Source organism: Promineifilum sp. (SeqCode), assembly GCF_041918635.1.
Lineage (GTDB): Bacteria > Chloroflexota > Anaerolineae > Promineifilales > Promineifilaceae > Promineifilum.
Genome location: NZ_JAYRVJ010000198.1, coordinates 1 through 12,349 on the forward strand (window position 1 = coordinate 1; position 12,349 = coordinate 12,349).

Annotated in this window: 12 protein-coding genes; 5 read left to right on the plus strand and 7 right to left on the minus strand. The window is 66.0% G+C overall.

The genetic code is table 11. The features are described from left to right. Positions 1–186: 186 nt before the first annotated feature. Both ACE3UY_RS06890 and ACE3UY_RS06895 read right to left on the minus strand, forming a co-directional pair. Positions 187–1,104 carry a dimethylarginine dimethylaminohydrolase family protein gene (locus ACE3UY_RS06890; RefSeq protein ID WP_374686807.1) on the minus strand — a complete coding sequence of 306 codons (918 nt, stop codon included), beginning with the start codon at positions 1,102–1,104 and terminating at the stop codon, positions 187–189. Positions 1,105–1,123: 19 nt separating this feature from the next. Then, positions 1,124–1,783 (minus strand): hypothetical protein, encoded by a 660-nt coding sequence (locus ACE3UY_RS06895; protein WP_374686808.1) that lies wholly within the window; start codon positions 1,781–1,783, stop codon positions 1,124–1,126. Between the two features lie 265 nt (positions 1,784–2,048). Between ACE3UY_RS06895 and ACE3UY_RS06900 the strand changes: the two genes are divergently transcribed. Then, entirely contained in the window at positions 2,049–2,717 is a 669-nt protein-coding gene (locus tag ACE3UY_RS06900; RefSeq protein ID WP_374686809.1) for a protein-L-isoaspartate(D-aspartate) O-methyltransferase, read from the plus strand. 66 nt (positions 2,718–2,783) lie between these two features. On the opposite strand, the gene ACE3UY_RS06905 is transcribed toward ACE3UY_RS06900, so the two are convergent. The 5 genes from ACE3UY_RS06905 to ACE3UY_RS06925 all read right to left on the minus strand — a co-directional run bounded on the left by ACE3UY_RS06905 (position 2,784) and on the right by ACE3UY_RS06925 (position 8,520). After that, on the minus strand, positions 2,784–3,449 hold the full coding sequence (locus ACE3UY_RS06905) for a diacylglycerol/polyprenol kinase family protein (RefSeq protein WP_374686810.1): 666 nt from the start codon (positions 3,447–3,449) through the stop codon (positions 2,784–2,786). Positions 3,450–3,552: 103 nt separating this feature from the next. Beyond that, the gene (locus ACE3UY_RS06910) at positions 3,553–4,482 is read right to left on the minus strand and encodes a carbohydrate kinase family protein (protein WP_374686811.1); all 930 of its coding nucleotides are present in this window, start codon (positions 4,480–4,482) and stop codon (positions 3,553–3,555) included. Positions 4,483–4,499: 17 nt separating this feature from the next. Then, positions 4,500–5,807: a hypothetical protein gene (locus tag ACE3UY_RS06915; RefSeq protein WP_374686812.1), complete on the minus strand. Its 1,308-nt coding sequence runs from the start codon at positions 5,805–5,807 to the stop codon at positions 4,500–4,502. A 27-nt stretch (positions 5,808–5,834) separates the two neighbouring features. Further along, on the minus strand, positions 5,835–7,241 hold the full coding sequence (locus tag ACE3UY_RS06920) for an SPFH domain-containing protein (protein ID WP_374686813.1): 1,407 nt from the start codon (positions 7,239–7,241) through the stop codon (positions 5,835–5,837). Positions 7,242–7,245: 4 nt separating this feature from the next. Then, positions 7,246–8,520 carry an SPFH domain-containing protein gene (locus ACE3UY_RS06925; protein WP_374686814.1) on the minus strand — a complete coding sequence of 425 codons (1,275 nt, stop codon included), beginning with the start codon at positions 8,518–8,520 and terminating at the stop codon, positions 7,246–7,248. A 102-nt stretch (positions 8,521–8,622) separates the two neighbouring features. Here ACE3UY_RS06925 and ACE3UY_RS06930 point away from each other — a divergent pair, with 102 nt between their 5' ends. From ACE3UY_RS06930 to ACE3UY_RS06945, 4 genes are all read left to right on the plus strand, one after another. Further along, on the plus strand, positions 8,623–9,819 hold the full coding sequence (locus tag ACE3UY_RS06930) for a glycosyltransferase family 4 protein (protein WP_374686815.1): 1,197 nt from the start codon (positions 8,623–8,625) through the stop codon (positions 9,817–9,819). A 71-nt stretch (positions 9,820–9,890) separates the two neighbouring features. Next, on the plus strand, positions 9,891–10,100 hold the full coding sequence (locus tag ACE3UY_RS06935; RefSeq protein WP_374686816.1) for a type II toxin-antitoxin system HicB family antitoxin: 210 nt from the start codon (positions 9,891–9,893) through the stop codon (positions 10,098–10,100). After that, positions 10,100–11,263 (plus strand): CDP-glucose 4,6-dehydratase, encoded by a 1,164-nt coding sequence (gene rfbG, locus ACE3UY_RS06940; RefSeq protein WP_374686817.1) that lies wholly within the window; start codon positions 10,100–10,102, stop codon positions 11,261–11,263. Before ACE3UY_RS06935 ends, rfbG begins: the two co-directional genes overlap by 1 nt. 12 nt (positions 11,264–11,275) lie before the next feature. After that, positions 11,276–12,349, plus strand: a 1,074-nt coding sequence (locus tag ACE3UY_RS06945) for a VanZ family protein (RefSeq protein WP_374686818.1), incomplete at its 3' end; no start/stop codon positions are given.

Below are 12,349 nucleotides of genomic sequence, written 5' to 3' on the forward strand. Positions count from 1 at the left end.
AGATTCCAAGCTCTCTGATTCTTGGCATGATGATCTCCAGTATCCAAAAAGAGGCTCATGCAAAGTTCGCAAAGAACGTCAAGAACGCCAAGAAATCCCTCTTTCTTCTTGGCGTTCTTGGCGAGCTTAGCGTGCTTTGCGTGAGCCTCTTTTCTTCAAATCTGCCCAATCTGCCTAATCTGCGGATTACCCTCTTAGAATCGGCCGCGTCAGACAGGTTGGCCCGCCCTCGGCCTTCAACGACATCTCGTCGCCCCGGTAGCGCAATACGGTGCAACCGGCTTCCTCTAGCTGCCGGGCAGTCTGCAAGTTATGATCGAGGATGAGGCAGCGGCGCGGGCCGAGGGCCAGCACGTTCGTACCCATCGTGGCGAACTCCTCATCCGGCACGTCAATGAGCCGGACGCCGCGGGCCTCTAACAACTGGAAGAAGGGCACGGGCAGCAGCGGCCGGTAAACCACCGCCAGATCGACGTCGACCAGGCTGATGAGCGACATCAGGTGCAGGCACGCTTCCGGCCCCTCGAAGTAGGGCAGTTGCACTGGAACCAGTTCGACGCCCGACCCCGCCAGCGCCTCATCCAACTGGGCATAGCCGGCGGCGTTGGTGCGAAAGCCGAGGCCGACGCACAGCGTCCGCTCGTCCAGCCAGAGCAGGTCGCCCCCTTCGGCCGTGGCCGGGCCACGCAGCCGGTAATGGATGGGCACGCCCAGCCGTTGCAGCGACAGGGCCAGCGCCTCCTCCTCGCCCTCGCGCAGTGGCTTGCCCATCCGCAAGATGACCGCGCCGCGGTCGGTGATCAGCGCCGGGTCGTGGACGAAGATGGCGTCGGCGTGGTCGGCCAACGGCGCGTCGTGGTAAATGACCTCGACGCCGTGGCCGAGTAGCGTGTTGACGAAGGCGTCGTGCTCCTCCTGCGCCAACGGCAGGTAGGGCTGTTCGGTGTAGTGCCAGCGGGCGGGATCGGCCGCGCCAAATGCCTCATCCGGCCGCCGCACCAGCACCGTTTGCAATGGCGCGACCATGCTTTGACCGCCGTGGTGGTTGGTCATGGGTTCCTCGATAGTGGTCAGTGTCCGGTGGTCAGTCTGCGAACTGTCCACTGGATACTGACCGCTCCTCTTAAAAGAACGTCACGTGACGCGACGTGCGCAGAATGGCCGCCTGCCAACCGGCCAGCTCCTCGCCCGGCCCTTTGGGGGTCATGAGGTTGGCGGGGTTCTTGGAGTGCCACAGGCCGCAGGCGTGGCCCACCTCGTGGGCCAGCAGGCGGCGCGTGCTCTTCAGCGTCTTGGCCTCGACGGTCACGTAGTCGGTCGCCACGCCGAGCGAACAGCCGTTGTGGGTAGACATGCTGCGCACGATGAAAACGGTGATGGGCGCGCCGTAGCCGATCAGGGTTCCGGCCGTTGTCTTGGCCATCAGGTCGCGGAAGAACGCGCCGCACTCGCCCAGGTCGTCGCGCCAGGCGCCGTCGGTGCAGCGTACATCGAGCGCCGCTTTTGGCGCGCCGTGGGGGGCGGTGACTACCTGCCAGCCGGCCGGCTCTACGGCCACGCCGGCCATGCGGCTCAGGATGCGCCGCGCTTCCTCATAGGCGGGCAGCACGTCCTCGTTGCGGGCCAACGGCAGCCCCTTTTCGTCGCGCAGGACGACGACGCGCAGCCGCAGCCGCTTTGTCGGCCGGAAGCCGATCAGCGTCAGTAACAACTCCGGCAGTTTGATCAGCCGGTTCAATACTTCCTTCAGAATATTGAAGGCTTCCCACAACAGGCCAGCCATGAAGACCTTCCCGTACTCGTATATGCTGCGATTATAGACCGAATTTGTTCGTAGTCAGGCGATTCATCGCCGCTCTTTCCGCTGATAGAGAAAACGGATAAGAGAAACACCGAGAGACACTGAGATCGCACAGAGTTCCACAGAGAAAGGACAGTTCTTCCTCTGTGAAACTCTGTGTCCGCCCTCAGTGTCTCTCTGTGTTCCTCTTGCCTGAAAGGAACGGCGATGAATCGCCTGACGACAAACGGTGTGGTATTACTGAGGAATGGACGCAGAGCACGTCGGCCCAGACGAGCGCTACACTGAGGCGCGCGAGCGCATGGTGAGGCAACAAATCGAAGAGCGCGGCATCCGCAACGAGGCCGTCCTGGCCGCCATGCGCGCCGTCCCCCGCGAACTGTTTGTGCCGGAGTCTTACCGGCCGTTCGCCTACGACGACTCCCCCTTGCCCATCCCCGCCGGGCAGACCATTTCCCAACCTTTCGTCGTCGCCTACATGATCGCTGTCCTGTCGTTAGGCCCAGACGACCACGTGCTGGAGATCGGCGCAGGCTCCGGCTACGCCGCGGCGCTCCTCAGCCGCATCGTCCGCGAGGTCTACACCGTCGAGCGCCACGGCGAGCTGGCCCGCTACGCGCGCGAGCGGCTGGCCGAGGCGGGCTACGACAACGTGTGGGTGAAACATGGCGACGGCACCCTGGGCTGGGCGGAGCACGCTCCCTATGACGGCATCATCGTCGCCGCCGGCGGCCCGTCGGTGCCAGAGTCGCTGCGGGCGCAGCTGGCCGCTGGTGGCCGGCTGGTCATGCCCGTCGGCCGCAGCCGCCACCAGCAGCACCTCATCCTCCTGACCCGCATTTCCGAAGATGATTACACCGAAGAACGCCTGGCCCCGGTCGCCTTTGTGCCGCTTATTGGCGATGAAGGGTGGTAGGGGCAGACCGGCGTGTCTGCCCTGATGCTCGGGCAGACACGTCGGTCTACCCCTACCAGGCCCACCTCAGAACGGCCACAATTGAAGGATCAGGATCGCCGCCGCCGTCACCGTCAGGTTGTCCAGCCCCCAGATGGACACAGCCTCGATGAGCGTCGTCACGAGCATGATGGCCAGCGCCGGCAGCAGCGCCCCCAGCGGCGTAATGTCCGGCGGGCCGGGCATGACCCACAGCGCCAGCCAGGTAAAGATGAAACCGGCCACAAAGAAGCCGGCCGAGCCTTCCAGCGTGCGGATGCTGGTGTGGATGTGGTAGACGCGGCGGCCATAGGCGGCCCCCACGACTGGGGCCAGGCCGTCGCCCCACGTCAGCGGCATCAGCGCGGCCACCAGCAGCGGCGGCCGATCCCAGAAGATGAGGGCGACGACGGCCGCCGCCAGCGGGAAGTAGACCGTGCCCAGGTTGCTGCGGTTGCTGCTCTGCATGGCGCTCAGGAAGCCATAGCGCCAGTCGATCAGGTTAATGACCATGAACGTGGCGCAGGCAAAGACGAACGGCCAGGGGGACGTGAACAGAAAGGATAGGAACCAGCTCATCATGCCCACGCCGATGTGGATGACCTTGCGGGTGAAGCCAGAGCCGTAGCCGCGCCGGCGGCGCAGCAGTTCGGCCAGGCCGATGATGGCGAAAATGTAGGCGAAACAGAGGACGATGCCGAGGGTGTTGCTCATGGTGAATCAGTGGTCGGTGGTCAGTGAACAGTAAGCAGTAGTCAGTGGGTCAGGGGGCGTTGGGTGTGGTCTGTCGTCCGTCGTCCGTGGTCGGCGGTCGTCTCTACACGATCAGGTGGTCGTAGAGCATATCCAGGCTCAGGTCGGGCACGACGGTCTCGGGAGATTGGAGTGTCAGGGCGGCGGCGGCGGCGCCCAGGCGGATGGCCTCAATGGTCGGCAGGTCGTTGAGCATGCCGAACAGGATGGCGGCGGTCACCGCGTCGCCCGTGCCGGTGCTATCGACCATGCGCGTGTGCGTCGGCGGGATGTAGCCCATCTCGTCGGTCGTGGCGTAGTCCAACCCATAGTCGGACAGGGTGACGACGACGTTGGTCACCCCGGCGTCCACCAGGCGGCGGGCCAGCGCCAGGCTGGCGGTCGGGTCGTGTCCCTGGAAGTCGACCTCGCACAGTTCCGCCTCCTCGACTTCATTGGGGACCAGCAGGTGCAGATCGGGCAGGTAGGGACGCAACTTGTAGGCCAACCGGGCCGACGACGGATCGGCGCACAGTGGCACGCCGTACTCCTTGGCCTGTTGCACGACGATCTGCATGGCCGGCTCACTCAGGCTACCGTCGAACATGATCATCGCCGCGTCGCGGAAGAGCGCGCGGCGGCGGCCCAGGTAGGCAGCGTCGATGGCTTGCATCACCTGCACGTCGTCGAGCGCCACCGACAGCAACCCGTCCGTTTCGAGCAGGGCGATGTAGGAGCCGGTGTTGTAGCCGGGGACGATCTCCACGTAGTCGAGGTTGACGCCGGCCTCGGCCGTCTGGATCATCAGTTGGCGGCCGGTCGTGTCGTCGCCGACGGCCGAGATGAGCACCACGTCCGCGCCCAGCCGGGCCAGGTTCTCGGCCACGTTGCGGGCCGTGCCGCCGCGCGTCGAGCGAATCTCGGCCGGGTTCGACATGCCCGGCGCGAGACCGGCCACGGGCTTGCCCTTGGTGTCCAGCAGCGTCGCGCCAATCACCAACACGTATTTTGCCATGCGTCGCCTCTCCTCCGTCAGTCAACCGCGAACAGCGCTTCCAGACCATACCAGAAGCCTTCCACCACCGCCAGTACGCGCACGTCGGCGGCGGTCACAGCCCGACCGGATTCGTTCAGAAAGAGCCTGGCCGCCATCAGGTCGCCGGCGTTGGTGATACGGTAGCCCAGATAGTAATGGCCCAGCGCGCTGGCCGAAGAGGAAGGTTGCACCAGGATGCTGCCCAAGCCGCGCTGCTCACTGCTGACGATGACGTAGTCGCGCCGGGCTGCCTGGCGCTTCTCCATGACGGCGTCGGCCAGCACGAACGCGCCGGTGGGCAGATTCCGCAGGAAATCGCCATACCTGGCGACGATGACGTACCAGGTAAAGCGCGGATCGTCGGGCACGTGGCCGGGTATGGGGGCGCGAGACGGCTCGATGGTGGCGTTGGCCAGATTAGAGAGCGGCCGGAAGTCTAGACCCGAATGCTCGCCTGGCTGTGGAGGGGGGACAAAAGGGTGGCTCCTGTCGTCGGGAGGGGGCGCGGGCTGGGCGGGGCGCGATGTCGGCGCGCCGTTCCCCGCTTCGCGCGCCGGACCAACCACGGGCGGCGCCACCTCGGGTCTGGCTACCAAGGGTGGCGGAACCAGTTGTGGCTGGGAAGGCTCGCTGGGGGGTGGCTCCGCGGGCTGAGCACCGGATTGATCGCCTGGCGAGCGACCGGGTTGATCGGCGATCGAGTCCGGCGGCCAGAGATAGTCGCGCAGCACTTCCTGGAAGAGCTTGAGTTGGGGGCGTAGGACATCCGACAGCTTGACGAAACGCCCGGTTCGCAATCCGCGTGGCGTCCGGTCAAGAATATGCTCGACGTGACCGAAATGCAGCATAGCCGCTTCCCACTGCGCGGCATAGCACAGCGCCACGCCCTGGGCGAAGCGGGCCAGGCAGACGGCGGCCGTGTCAGAGGCCAGCGACCACTGCGCGCGCGCCTCGGCGAACGGCGCGGCCGCGGCCCGATAACCATCCCAGTCCATGTAGATGAGACCGACGTGGAACTCGCCCAGGCCCATCTGATCGTGCACGGCGCGATCGCGCAGGATGCGGCGCGACTGCTCGATAGCCGTCAGCGCCGGGCCGCCCAGCTTGGTCAGCCGGTAGAGCCGGCGCACATCCATGAAGGTGATAATGTCCAGCGACCACGGTTCAGGGTAGAGAAGCAGTAGCAGGTGGTGCAGGCTGTTGAGCGCCTCGAAGCGGGACGGAAACTGCTTGGGCGCGGCCGCCAGCGACGAGGCTGGCATGGCCGGCGGCTCAACGGGCGGTGAAGAGGAAGGGGGAGCCATCAGTCGCCTGTGCTCGGGCAGCGCTCGCTAATCGGGCCGCGACGGTCTGAACTGCACGGTGGGGCGCTTGAGATCATCTTCCAGCCCCGAGAGTCTTTCGGAGAACGCCTCCATTTCCAGCGCCAAGCGGACGGTCTCATCACCCCCGGCGCTCTTCAGGCCCGCCGTCGCCGACTGGAACATCTGGCGCAGCGCTTCCAGCAGGCGCACGGCCAGCAAGTAGCCGGACAGGTCTTCACCCACCTCCTGCTGCGCCCGCCGCACGCCCTCCACCATGGCCTGAATCATCAGCAATTCGGCGTCGGCGCGGGCGGTCTCGGCTTCTTGCAGCAGTTGAACGGTTCCATTGACGCGGGTCAGTTGCTCGGCCCGCAACTGCTTGGCCGTCCAGTATGCCGAGTGCTGCTGGCTGACCGCCTTGGGCGGTGTCAGCCGGCCAATGTGCATGCGCAGCGGCTTGACACCATCCTTCTCCAGCCCGCTCCAGACCCCATCAGTCACCTTCTGCACCAGCAGACGATGCGCCTCGACCGGGGAGTCGGGCGAAATGAGTTCGTCCAGGGGATAGCCGCTCACCAGCCCGGACAGCGTGCCCACCACCTTGCCGATCGGCCCACCCTCCCAGGAGGAAGCCTTGCCGTTGGGGCCTACCGTGCCCGCATAGGCGACGCGTTTTACCAGCTCCGGGCGAAATGGGTAGGGGCGCAACTTGGTGACCGGTTCCTCGCCGTGATCGAGCTTAAAGGTCAGGGCTACGTCAGTCTTGAGCTCGATCCCCTCCTTCGTCAGCAGCGCCACGTTCTCCTTCTTGCTCGTCTGCGTGCGCAGATCGATGACCGACTGGACGTACTCGAAGCGTTCCAGCCGGCTGCCACCGGGCGGCAGCACGCGCAGGAAGCGCCCGTTGCGCTCAGTCACGGCGGCGTGGCCTTCGGGCAGCGTCACCAGCATCGGCCCGCCTACGCGCACCACCATCGACTCTCGCCGCATCTCGTCCAGCGTCTTGGGCGAAACGGCATAGGGCAGTTCCGTCGCGCCGACTGTGTTGCGGCGTTGGCGCTTCAGAAACTCAGCCGCCGTCTTGCGATCCGGGCAGTCGTAGAGCACCTGCACCAGGCTCACCGCGGCCTCGACGGCCAGCCACCACCCGACCAAGACCGGGATCAGGTGACGCAAGACGAGAGGATGAAACAGCTCAACCAGCAGCGTGATCAGTGGCGAAAAGGACGTTTCCGCGATCTGGCTGACCGGCAAGCCGGGCAGGAAGACGGCCGCCAGGATCACCCGACCGTCAATGCGTTCCAGCGAACGGGCAAAAAACCAGTAGCCGATGAGCACGATGATGAGGACGAGCAGCGGCCAGTTCGTCGATTCAGGGAACTTCAGGCGGGGGACGCGCCGTCTGGCGGCGCGGGGCTGGGTCGGGACTGTCATACCCTTACTCCTCGTCCTGCTCCATGATCTGGCGCATTTCGCCGGAGGTCTCGGCCGCGCGGTCGAGGATGGCCAGGCGCGGGCCTGACCGCCCCAACGAACGGCTGGCGGTCATCGCTTCGAGAGTCTCGACCAGGCGCTTCATCACCAAGTCGTGCAATTCGGCCTCGCTCTGGTGGCGCATGGTCTCGATGCTCATCAGCAGGTTCTCGACGTTCTCCATCTGTGCCCGGGCGCGCGCTTGATCGACCAGCCGCTTGACCTCGATATTGCCGCTGACCTCCTCCTCCGTTATCTTGTTCTGCCACTCCACCTGCCACGTCGCGAGACGTTGCAGCGCGACGTGTTCCGGCAACTCCAGCCCGCCGACGCCTACGCCAACGATCTCGATCCCTCGGGGCAAGGTCTGCTGGGTTTCGTCCCCTTGCTGAGATTCCAGACCGAGTTTAACGGCCTGCTTGACCTCCTTGAGCGGTTCCGCTCCGCCGCTGGCCAGCAACTGGTCGAGCGTGTACTTGCCGATTTCGCCGATCAGCAGCGTTGCCGCCTGGGAAATGACCTGCTCTGTCCAGAGCCGGCGCTCTTCGCCCTCCATCGCGCCGGCATAGTGCAACTCAAAGAGGGCGTCGGGGTCGTAACGGTAGGGGATGTCGTCCGTCTCGATCGAGCGGGGGCGCCGTTCGTGGGGCGACAGGCGGCGCACCTGAAAAGTGACGGACACACTGGTTTCGACCGGAATGCCGTCGCGCGTGGTGGCGCTGACCGACTGCTTGCGCGACTGCGGGCGCAGATCGAAGACCTGACCGATGGACTCGCCAGGGTTGAGGAAGACGAAGCCGGGGCCGGCGGCGCGCGAATAGCCGCCGCCGCGGGTGATGGCCGCCGCCTGGTGGCTGAACAGGAAGCCCGCGCCGATGATGCCGAAACTCAGCGGCAGGTCGGACGTCGGCGTTTTCTTCTTTTTGGGCACGCTCGACCCCATCGGGTCCCGCTTCTGTCCGGCGACCAGCTTGGTCATTCCGAGCATGTAGTTGCGCCACAACAGGCGGAAGCCCTCGGACCAGCCGAGGTTGCCCTGGATAGGCAGCAGCCGGCGCGAGAGGTAGGCCGTACCCAGGACAAAGGTCACCAGCACGGCCCCGGCCCAGATCAGCGACCCAACCTCGGCGAACCCCACCCCCTTGAAGTCGTGCAGAAGCGCGCCGACCAGGCCGAGCAGGAGGGTCAAGAGCAACAAGTAGCTCAGACCGGGAATGATCTGTCTCTCTCGCTTTTCCATGTCGTTCCCGACGATACGCGCCGCAACTATATCATACGTCGGCAGACCTGACAGGTTTTCCAAAACCTGTCAGGTCGGTAATGGTGCTATAATCAAACCCCGATGCACCTCGCCCTCAACGCCTACTTCTGGAACCAGCCGCACACCGGCAGCGGCCAGTATACCCGCCAACTCGTCTACCACCTGAACCGGCTGGTATCCGACCTGGACATCACGCTCATCTATCCCCAGCTGCCCGGCGGGCCGGAGCCGGAAGGGGCGCCGCCTAGCGTGCGCGTGGAACGCGTGCCAGCTGGGCCGGGCCACGTGGGCAAGGTACTGTTCGAGCAGCGCGGCTTCCCGGCCGCCTGCCGGCGCGTCGGGGCGACGCTGGCCCACGTGCCCTACTGGGGCGGGCCGCTGCGCTCGCCCGTGCCGCTCGTCGTCACCGTCCACGATCTGACGACGCTGCTCGTGCCGGCCTACCATCGCGACCCCCGCGCCCGGCTCTATAACGCCCTGGTCAGCGCCAGCGCGCGCGGCGCGAACCACGTCATCACCGACTCGCTGGCCAGCAAGCGCGACATCGTCGAACACCTGGGGCTGGCCGAGATGGATGTGACGGCCATCTACCTGGGCGTCGGCCCGCCATACACCCCCCGGCGCGGCCAATCTGGCGACGCCAACCTGCTGGAGATGGCGATCCGGCGCAAGTACGATCTGCCCGACTTCTACGTACTCTACCTCGGCGGCTACGAGGCGCACAAGAACGTCATCACTCTGCTCCACGCCTACACCTACGTTGCCCGCGCCCTGGGAGAGGAGTATCCACTGCTGCTGGCCGGGCGCAAACCGGCCGGCCCATCGCCCACCTTCCCCGACTACGACGCCGTCATCGAGCGGTCGGGGCTGGCCCGCTACGTGCGCTGGATCGGCTACGTTGATGAGGAGGACAAGCCGTTCCTCTATCGCAACGCCGAAGTGTTCGTCTTCCCCAGCCGGCACGAGGGCTTCGGCCTGCCGCCGCTGGAGGCGATGGCCTGCGGCACGCCGGTAGTGACCAGCGACGCCGGCTCGCTACCGGAGATCGTCGGCGCGGCCGGCTTCGCCATCGACCCCGACGACCCGCGCCACATGGCCGGAGCGATCATCGCCCTGGTCATGCAGGAAGACCTGGCCGCCGACCTGCGCCGGCAGGGGCCGCTTCAGGCGGCGCAGTTCACGTGGGAGCGGACGGCGGTGGAGACGTTGGCGGTGTACGATCAAGTTGTCTCAGAGCAGGGGAGCAGGGGAGCGGGGGAGCGGAGGAGCGGGCATTAACTTCAGGAGCAATTGGCGCGACCTGACAGGCTGTGCGAAACCAGTATAATCTACTAGGAGGAGAACGCGAGATGAACAGACAAGAATTCTTCGTGGTGATCGAGCGGGATGAGGATGGGTTCTACATTGGCGAAGTACCACAATTGCGTGCTTGCTACAGTCAAGCCCGGACTCTTGATGAGTTGATGCATAACATCCGTGAAGCTATTGAACTCTGCTTGGAGGATGAAGAGGTAGGCCCAATCCCTGAATTCGTCGGCGTACAGAGAATCGAGCTCTAATGCCTACCCCCCCGCTCCCCCGCTCCCCCGCCCCCCTGCCATTTGATGGCGCCTACACCGGCCTCCCCGTCCTCGTCACCGGCCACACCGGTTTTAAAGGCTCCTGGCTAGTCACGTGGCTGCTGGAACTGGGCGCGACGGTCATCGGCTATAGCCAGCCGGAGGCGCCAACGCGGCCGAGCAACTTCGCCGTCTCCCGGCTGGCCGAGCGCACCACCGACGTGCGCGGCGACATCCGCGACTACGACGCCCTGCGCGAGACCATCGCCGCCCACCGGCCGCGCCTCGTCTTCCATCTGGCCGCGCAACCCATCGTCCTGCGCTCCGTCGAACTGCCCAAGCTGACCATCGACACCAACGCCGGCGGCACGGTCAACGTCCTGGAGGCTATCCGCACGACCCACCGCGAAAGCGGCGACGACAACGTCCGCGCCCTGGTCAGCATCACGACCGACAAGGTCTATGAGAATCAGGAGTGGCTGTGGGGCTACCGCGAGACGGATCAACTCGGCGGCCACGACCCCTACAGCGCCAGCAAGGCGATGGCCGAACTGGCTATCGCCGCCTACCGCAGCACCTACTTCCCGCCCGATGAGTACGATCGCCACGGCGTCGCTATCGCCTCGACGCGGGCGGGCAACGTCATCGGCGGCGGCGACTTCGCCGACTACCGGCTCGTGCCCGACTGCATGAAGGCGCTCATGGACGGCCGCCCCATCGGCGTGCGCAACCCGCTCAGCGTGCGGCCGTGGCAGCACGTGCTGGAACCGCTCAGCGGCTATCTGTGGCTGGGCGTGCGGCTGCTGCGCGACGGGCCAACCTTCGGCGAGCCGTGGAACTTCGGCCCGCTGGAGCAGAAGGGCGTGCCGGCGCGCGACCTGGCCGAGAAACTGGTCGAGTTGTGGGGCAGCGGCTCGTGGGTGCACACCCGGCCGGGCTACGCCGAGGTGGAGACGGGCCAATTGCGCCTCAGTTGGGACAAGGCCGCCCACTGGCTCAACTGGCGGCCGGTCTACACCTGGGTTGACGCGCTGACCGAGATCACGGACTGGTTCAAAGCCTACCAGCGCGGCGACGACATGGGCGAGGTGACGCGCCGCCACATCGCCCGCTACACCGAGCGCGCCCGCGAGTTGGGGCTTGACTGGGCCGCGGCCCGCTGACTTCCCCCATCCATGTGCGTACCTAAGCAGACCGGCCGCCGGTTTATTGTCCTGTGCCTGGCCGGGCTGGCGCTCATCCTCTACACCCGCCTGACGCCGTTCGACTTCACCTGGGCGGGTCACATCCCGTTCGAGCGCATCACCTGGCAGCCGCTCACCATCCGCGACGTGCCGCTCAACGTTCTGCTCTGGCTGCCCTTCAGCTTTGGCCTGGCCGGCGTCTTGTCTTCCGTCCCCTCGCCCGTCGCAGCCCCTCCCCTAACCCCTCCCGAAGGGCGGGGGATCGGCGTCCCCTCTCCCCGTGGGAGAGGGTTAGGGAGAGGGTCTGCCGTTCTGCTAATCAGCATTCTCCTCTCCATCGCCCTGGAGGCCACTCAACTCTTCCTGCCCGACCGCGTCCCGTCCGTGGCCGACGTAGCCGCCAACGCCGCCGGCGCAGCGCTCGGCCTGGGGCTGTACCGCGCCTGGGAGATGGGCTGGCGGCGCGCCCTGAAGCGGGTGACGCCACTCCGCCTGCTGGCCGGGCTAGCTCTCTACACCCTGGGCGCAGCGCTACTGACCGGCTACCTCAATCGCAGCGTCCGCCTGAGCAATTGGGACACATCATTCCCGCTCGTCGTCGGCAATGAGGCGGTGGGTAAACGGCAGTGGAGCGGGCGGGTGGACAGCGTGGCGTTGGCCGCAGGACTGGCCGATAGTCCCGATTTTGTCGCCCGCTTTGATTTCCATGGCGCCGCCCCCTTCGCGGACGCGGGCGGCTCGTCCGTCCCGCCCCTCGTCTGGGATGAGGGGCCGACCACGCTCCAGGACGGCGGCGGCGTGAATGTCGGGCCGGGCGAGTGGCTGACGACCGGGGTGGCCTTCGCCGGCTTCTCGGAGGCGGGTCGCGCCTTTAATGCGTTCGCCATTCAGACAATGGTAGCCTCAGCTGATCCGGCGCAGCGAGGCCCGGCGCGGATCGTCTCGATCTCGGCCGACGCGGAACGGCGCAACGTGACCATCGGCCAGGAGGAAGACGCGCTCATCATCCGCCTGCGCACGCCGGCCGGCGGCGAGAACGGCCAGAAGCCCGAACTGCTGGTTCCC